The 6,357-nt window shown below is 66.9% G+C and carries 5 protein-coding genes and 1 pseudogene; 3 read left to right on the top strand and 3 right to left on the bottom strand.

What is annotated here, in order from left to right:
• Positions 1-59: 59 nt before the first annotated feature.
• Positions 60-638: pseudogene (locus tag A5752_RS07405) on the bottom strand (SDR family NAD(P)-dependent oxidoreductase); the annotation flags it as partial.
• Positions 639-757: 119 nt separating this feature from the next.
• Here A5752_RS07405 and A5752_RS07400 point away from each other — a divergent pair.
• Positions 758-1,363 (top strand): TetR/AcrR family transcriptional regulator, encoded by a 606-nt coding sequence (locus tag A5752_RS07400; RefSeq protein WP_067083772.1) that lies wholly within the window; start codon positions 758-760, stop codon positions 1,361-1,363.
• Here A5752_RS07400 and A5752_RS07395 read toward each other — a convergent pair.
• Positions 1,305-2,963 (bottom strand): nuclease-related domain-containing DEAD/DEAH box helicase, encoded by a 1,659-nt coding sequence (locus tag A5752_RS07395; protein WP_067083789.1) that lies wholly within the window; start codon positions 2,961-2,963, stop codon positions 1,305-1,307. The genes A5752_RS07400 and A5752_RS07395 overlap by 59 nt on opposite strands.
• Positions 2,964-3,133: 170 nt before the next feature.
• Here A5752_RS07395 and A5752_RS07390 point away from each other — a divergent pair, with 170 nt between their 5' ends.
• Both A5752_RS07390 and A5752_RS07385 read left to right on the top strand, forming a co-directional pair.
• On the top strand, positions 3,134-3,475 hold the full coding sequence (locus tag A5752_RS07390) for a DUF732 domain-containing protein (RefSeq protein WP_067083770.1): 342 nt from the start codon (positions 3,134-3,136) through the stop codon (positions 3,473-3,475).
• Between the two features lie 38 nt (positions 3,476-3,513).
• Positions 3,514-4,485: a hypothetical protein gene (locus A5752_RS07385; RefSeq protein WP_067083768.1), complete on the top strand. Its 972-nt coding sequence runs from the start codon at positions 3,514-3,516 to the stop codon at positions 4,483-4,485.
• Here A5752_RS07385 and A5752_RS07380 read toward each other — a convergent pair.
• Positions 4,482-6,227, bottom strand: coding sequence for a DUF4407 domain-containing protein (locus tag A5752_RS07380; protein ID WP_082963794.1), 1,746 nt, complete (start codon positions 6,225-6,227; stop codon positions 4,482-4,484). The genes A5752_RS07385 and A5752_RS07380 overlap by 4 nt on opposite strands.
• Between the last annotated feature and the right edge of the window lie 130 nt (positions 6,228-6,357).

Raw genomic sequence — 6,357 nt, 5'->3', positions numbered from 1 at the left:
CCCGCCCCTCTCGGCGGAGCCACACGGGTGGGGAATTTCGATGAGCGTCAGTGGGGAGTTTCAGTGAGCGCGGTCACCGGCTGCACGTTGTTGACGGTGATGCCGCGGTCGCCGAGGTCACGCGCGAGCCCGCGGGTGAACGATGACATCGCGCCCTTGGTCAAGCCGTACACCGACAACCCGGGACCGGGAATGCGGTCGGCGTTGATGCTGCCGATGTTGATGATGCGGGCACCCTCACCCAGATGCTTGATCGCTGTCCGCGTGGTCCAGTAGGTGCTGCCGATGTTGATCGCCACGAGACGTTCGAACTCTTCTGCCGGGAAGTCGTCGATCGGCGCGATGTGCGCGACACCGGCATTGTTCACCACGATGTCCAGCCCGCCGAGATCTTCGACAGCACGCTCAACGGCGGCGGCACTTTGCGCGCCGTCGGCGGCGTCCGCCTGAATAGCCACCACTATCGCGCCGTTCCCGGATAGTTCAGCGGTCAGATTCTCGGCATTCGCGGCCGACGCCGAATAGGTGAACGCGACGGCCGCGCCGTCAGCACTCAATCGCCGAACGATCTCAGCGCCGATTCCGCGCGATCCTCCCGTGACCAATGCTCGGCGTCCGGCGAGTGGTGCTGCACTCATGATCAAGCCTCCTGGCAGTTTCGAACCGATTTGTTACTTAGTATGCTCAGGTCAAACCCGTTCGTCCGGTCAGCATTCCCCGATGTGACCGGCATCACAGCAGAGGAGGTGGGGCGACGGTGGCCGTAGGTCGCCCCCGGGGATACGACCCCGAACAGGTCGAGGACACCGCGATGAAGCTGTTCTGGGCGCACGGCTTCGACGGTGTCTCGATATCCGACGTCACCGCCGCAACCGGTTTGAACCGACGCAGCATTTACGCCGAATTCGGTTCCAAGGAACAGCTTTTCGAGCGAGCCATGCGGCGATACCTCGCAGGGCCGAGCAGCTATACCGCCGATGCGCTGAAACGACCGACAGCCCGCGAGGTCGCCGAGGCCATGGTGCATGGTGCGGCAGACGCGGTCAGTGGTGATGTGCGGGGGTGCCTGACCGTCGGCGAGGCACCCGGCTTGGCCGAGTGGCGGGAGGCGACTGTGCAAGCTCTCGCCGAGCGGTTCGCGACGGCGGTGGCCGACGGAGAACTACCGGATGTCGACACTCTGGCGTTGGCACGCTGGATCGCAGCGGTATGCCAGGGGATCGCGATCCAGGCGCGAAGCGGGGCCGACCGCGCCGATCTCCACGCCATCGCGGACCTCGCGCTGACGGGCTGGCCGTCGAAATCTATGCCGAAGACACGCCCAGGCGACGCGCCAAGTCAGGGCCGCCGACCTCGCGGATGAAGTCAGGGTCGCCGCACACGACGAGACGGTCGCGAGCCCGCGACAATCCGACGTAGAGGCGTTCGCGGGAGCGCTCGAACTGGCCCGAATCGTTGACCACCAAGACGACCGCACGTCGCTCGAGCCCCTTGAAGCCAAGCACGTGACCGTAGAACACTTGGTCGCTGTCCCAGAAGGTATCCCAGTACGCCTTGTGGCCTTCCTTCTGCCGCTCGGCCTGCTCGGGATGCCGACTGCCCGTCGTCAACAACGCGAGATCCTCGGGCCGCCAACCCTCTTCGAGTAATGCCTCGATCTGGTCGTCGCCGACATCCATCGCGTCCACACGGTCACAGGCGATGAACTCGACAGCAGGCCCCTCGCCGCCGAGGAACCGCATCGGGTGGTCGACCAGTGGTTGGAACGCATTCGCGATCTGGCGGGTGTTGCGCAGATTGTGGTCGAGAATCAGCGGTAACAACGGCACCGGCGGAGACCCGTAACGATTGAAGACGCGCTGCCCCTCGTCAGTGAACACGTACAGGCCGCCCTCATCGGGATCCTTGAGCGCGATCAGCAGCGGCTCCCACCACGAGTCGGCGAAGTCCTGCGCCTCGTCGACGACGATGGAGTCGAACCTATGCCCAGGTTCGAGTTGCATTGCCAGCTCAGCCATTTGCACCGGGAGATCGTGTTCCCAGAACTTGACTGTCTCCTCGGTGCGCAGCGATTCGTCCGGTCCCTCGGGTGCGCCCCACAGGACGCCGAGCGCGTGGAACTCGCCGACGTAGCCGGGCTGCTGGCGTCGCGACCACGTTGCGGTGATGCGCTCCAAATATGAAGCGAGACCGTGGGAGTAACAGACGAGGGCGACGCGTTGGCCCCGCTGGGCCAGCCGGCGGGCCTGCTCCATCGCGAGGAACGTCTTGCCGGTTCCCGCGCCGCCGCGGACCTCGATGCGGTTGAGCAGCCGAGTCGCGTCGAGGATCACTGCCTGATGCTCGGTGAGCGCGTCGGCAGCGTCCTCATTGGCCAGGGCCCGCGCGACGACGTCGCGCTGCGGCAGCCCGCGTCCGCTCAGCGCGGTGATGATCTGGTCGATGCCATCAGCGTTGAGCAGCGGACGGTCGAGTTCCTGGCTGACCAATACGTGGCGCAGCTTGCCGTCGATGTTCTTGAGATCGTTGCGGTCGATGACCTTCCAGCGTGGGCAGTCCGAGAGTGCGAAGTCGTCAGGAAGTTCGGTGTTGGGCAGGACCACGACGTGGTCCCAGCGCAGCCGCCCCTGCGACCAGCGCGGGTCCTTCTCGATGTAATCGCGCAGGGCGTAGCACGCTTCGCGGGCCTGGCGCACCGGCTCGATGATGTGCTCACGTCCTCCACGCTTCTGACGCCAGGTCACTCCGTCATGCCACACCTCTCCGCCCTTGACCTCCAAGCACACGATGCCGGCGCCTTCGATGGCGACGACGAAGTCGACCTCGTGGTCCTTCAGATGGTCGGTGACTCGTTGGCCGGCGATGACGAGGTCGTTGGGCTGAAGTTGTTCGACGAGTGCCTGGTAGACGCGCCGCTCGGCGCGGTTGGCCAGCCGCGGGGTGTCGGTAGGGGTGATCGTCATCGGCGCCTCCGTGCCGTGCTTCGATGCCGCCACCGCATGTCGAACCCTCCCCCATGAAGCTTGGTCTCGATGTTAGCCACGGGGTCCGTCACTCCGGGTGAGGCCGGTGCCCCGGATTTGTCGGTGGGCGGCCCTATGGTCAACCTCAAGCGCTATATCAAGGGGGGATCATGCGCGGACGTGGGGTAATCGCGGGCGCGCTCGCGGTCTGCGGAGCGGTGCTGTCGTCGAGTCCGGCGCACGCCGATCAGTACGACTTCATCGCCCAGCTCGACAACATGGGCGTCTACTACAGCTCGATGGTCGACATGATCGACATCGGCAAGGAGCTCTGTCACGACCTTCGCTTCGGGGCGCCGCCACCGGTGGTGCTGGGCAAGCTGCAGAGGACGGGGTTCGCGCCGGCGGAGTCGGCGATCGTGCTGCTGTCGGCGGTGAACACGATGTGCCTGGACGCCAAGCCGGCGGTCGTCGAGTGGGCACGCGAGATCGGCTACACGCAGCCGCTGTAGGTGCTCGAGATGTTCGCCAAGGTCAATGGGCCGTCGTGATGGCAAGCCGCGGTTCGGATTCCGGTGGAGTGGCCGGCGTTTTCGGCGTCCTGCTCCTGATCTGGTTCGTCGTCACCTACTACTGGATCATCATCGGCGTCGGCGTGGCGGTCGGGCTGTTCTTCGCGGTCCGGGCGCTTGTCCGTCGCGAGCAGGAGCGCCGGCTGGCTGCCGCCCGCGAGGCCGAAATCCTGGCGCACCGCGCCGACCGCCAGCATCGGTGGGCGCAACTCGGTGACGGCAGGGGTGTCTACGGCGTCGAAGGGGCCGAGTTGATGCGGTCGATCTCGCCTCAGCCGTCGGTACCGTCGGCGGACGCGTCCGACGATGAACGGCGCTTCGCCGCAATCGCCTACACCGCAAGCGGGCTCGACGCGCTGCTTCGGGAGAGGCCCACCGAGTGGCGGTGGGCGGTCTTCGTGTCGGTGCTCGTACAACGCCTTGCAGACGTGCGACCGCGACTTCGCGATCTCGATCTGCGCTACACAGATGCGCCGAGCCGGTACGCGCGGAACGGTACAGAGGTCGCCGTCTTCGTCGAGGACTGCCTCGACGACCTGTACGAGCTTGCTCATCGCCTCGAGTCCTTCATCCGTGCACCGGCATTCATGGGCGTGTTCGGTGACAGCGACGACGAAAGCACCGCCGACGCCGACGGAATCCTGCACGTGGCCAACCGTCTGATGGACCTCCACGAGCGGTTCCTCGCGCTCGCCGAGCGGTGCCGTGACGTCAGCGTGCCCTCGAAGTACACCGGACTGTTGGCCGACTGCTCGCTGCTGATGGACATCCCGCTCGACGGATTCCATGCGTTCATCGACGAACTCGTTCAACTCGTCGAAGAGATGCCCGGGGTGTTGCGTTACGCGCCTGGCGATGTCGACTTCGGCTCGGTCACGCTCGAGATCGTCGTCGACGACCGGCTCATCAAGCGAATCGACAAACAGGTGCGCGCCGCCGCGAAGAGCTAACGCCCGGGCGGGAGTTCCCGTGGGCCACGACGTCCGCTCAGTTCGCGCGACCGGCCCCCGGTGAGTTCAGCGTGGCCCTTGCCCCTCGTCATCGCGGATGACGCGTGTTCCTGCCCGGCACCGACCTGGCCGTAGCCGCGGACGTGATCGTCGCCTCGGACTGTCGACGCTCTCCGCGTTCCGCTGGTCTCATCGGTAGCCCGTTCTCCCGCAACGTCATCACTCTCCTCGACCTGAGTGGTCACCTTGCGGGTGCGTCGCATCGAGAAGTGGATCTCCTCAGTCTCCTCGAAGACTTGTCGTGCACTGCGCAACGGCTTGGTGGTGGTGTCGATCGCGTTGACGATGATCGGCGGCACCAGCGGGCGAATCCAGCGCGCGGCGGCACGGGTGACATCTGGGATACCGGGAATCAGCGGACGTCCGGCTTCGTCGGCTTGCTCCACGGAACCGCCCTCCTCGACCGGTGCGGGCAAGTTCTCTACTTCGGCTACGGCGGGCTCCTCGCCCGCCGGCACCTGTCCCGCAACGAGACTCGCCGCCTCAGCCTCCGCGGCGATCGACAAGTACACATCCTCAGCCTCCGAAATGCGCTCGGCGCGTACGGGACTGGCGGTATCGATCGCCTCCATCACCCGGCGGCGCTGCTGCTCACGGTCGATCTCCAGCTGCGCCTCGACGGCCATCCGCGCGCTCGCCAGCTGCTGTTCCGCCCACATCGTGTCGATGGCCGCACGCACCTCGGCCCGCTTCACCGCGACTGCTGTGTCGGCATCCAGCTCGGCGCGATCCCGTACGACATCGGCCGCGATTCCGCGATCCTGCGACGTCTCGCCCCGCCACCGCCGCAGGATCAGCGGCAGCAGGCTCGACAGAACGAAGAAGCCGTCGACAAGCAAGCGCAGCACCAGCGCACCCGGGTTCGCCAGCGTGTGGTCGTTCATCGCGACCCACCGCGCGCCCAGTCCGCGATCCGCGTCAGCCATTGCGGCTTGCCGGGCCTCCCCCAGATCCCGCTCGGCATCTACAACTTCGGCGTCGAGCGCGGGTGCGCGAAGGTCACGGTCGGCCAGCGCGGCGTCGAGGCTGCCCTGGGCGTCGGCGAGGAAGTCGTTCGCCGTCCGGTTCTCGGGCCCGGCGCCCGGCACACCGGTGATGACGGTCTGCGGGCACTCGGGCCGCGGATTGAACTCGCAGCGAGCCACCACCAACGCGTCCTGGCGGCGTTGCACGGCCCGCTCGACCGCAGCGTCGAGCTCACCGCGCGCGGCCCGGCTCTGGTCCAGGTCCCCTGCGGCCTGCGCGACGGCCGGGCTGGCCTCGGCGGTGCGCGCGGCCCGCTCGTCGAGCAGCCGATCGGCGGATCCGGAGAACACGACGACGGCGGCAAGCTCACCGACCACAAGCCCGACTGCGGCCGCGACAGCGGCGCGTCCCGGCATCCCGGAACCGCGGACCGCTCCGGTGGCAATCGCGCGGCTCAGAGCGCCGATCAGCAGGCCGAACACCGAGGTCATCGCGATGACGGCCGCGAGCGGCCAGGATGTCGACTGGGCCAGTGCGGCAGCGGCTACCAGCCACGCCAGCAGCATCGCCACCAGCACCACCACGCCGGCGCTGACCAGGGTCGATCGCTCATGGCGGGCAGCCCTGTCGCGCTGCTCACCGCCACCGAGCCAGATGAGCCCCGCCGCGATCGGCGAGGCGGAAGGTCCGGCCTCGGAAGTCCTGTGGACGCCCATGGAAACTCCAAACATGCAGGTCAAGGCGTGACGGAGCGCTACCGACGGCCTTGTCGGTCTGTGCCAGGCGGAACCCCCCGCGAGTCGCACCGTCACGCCGATGCGAATGCCGAAATTCTCCCATAGCGTG

The sequence above is a fragment of the Mycobacterium sp. 852002-51961_SCH5331710 genome, from assembly GCF_001665535.1.
Taxonomy (GTDB): Bacteria; Actinomycetota; Actinomycetes; order Mycobacteriales; family Mycobacteriaceae; genus Mycobacterium.
This window is presented reverse-complemented; position numbering and strand designations above follow the sequence as displayed.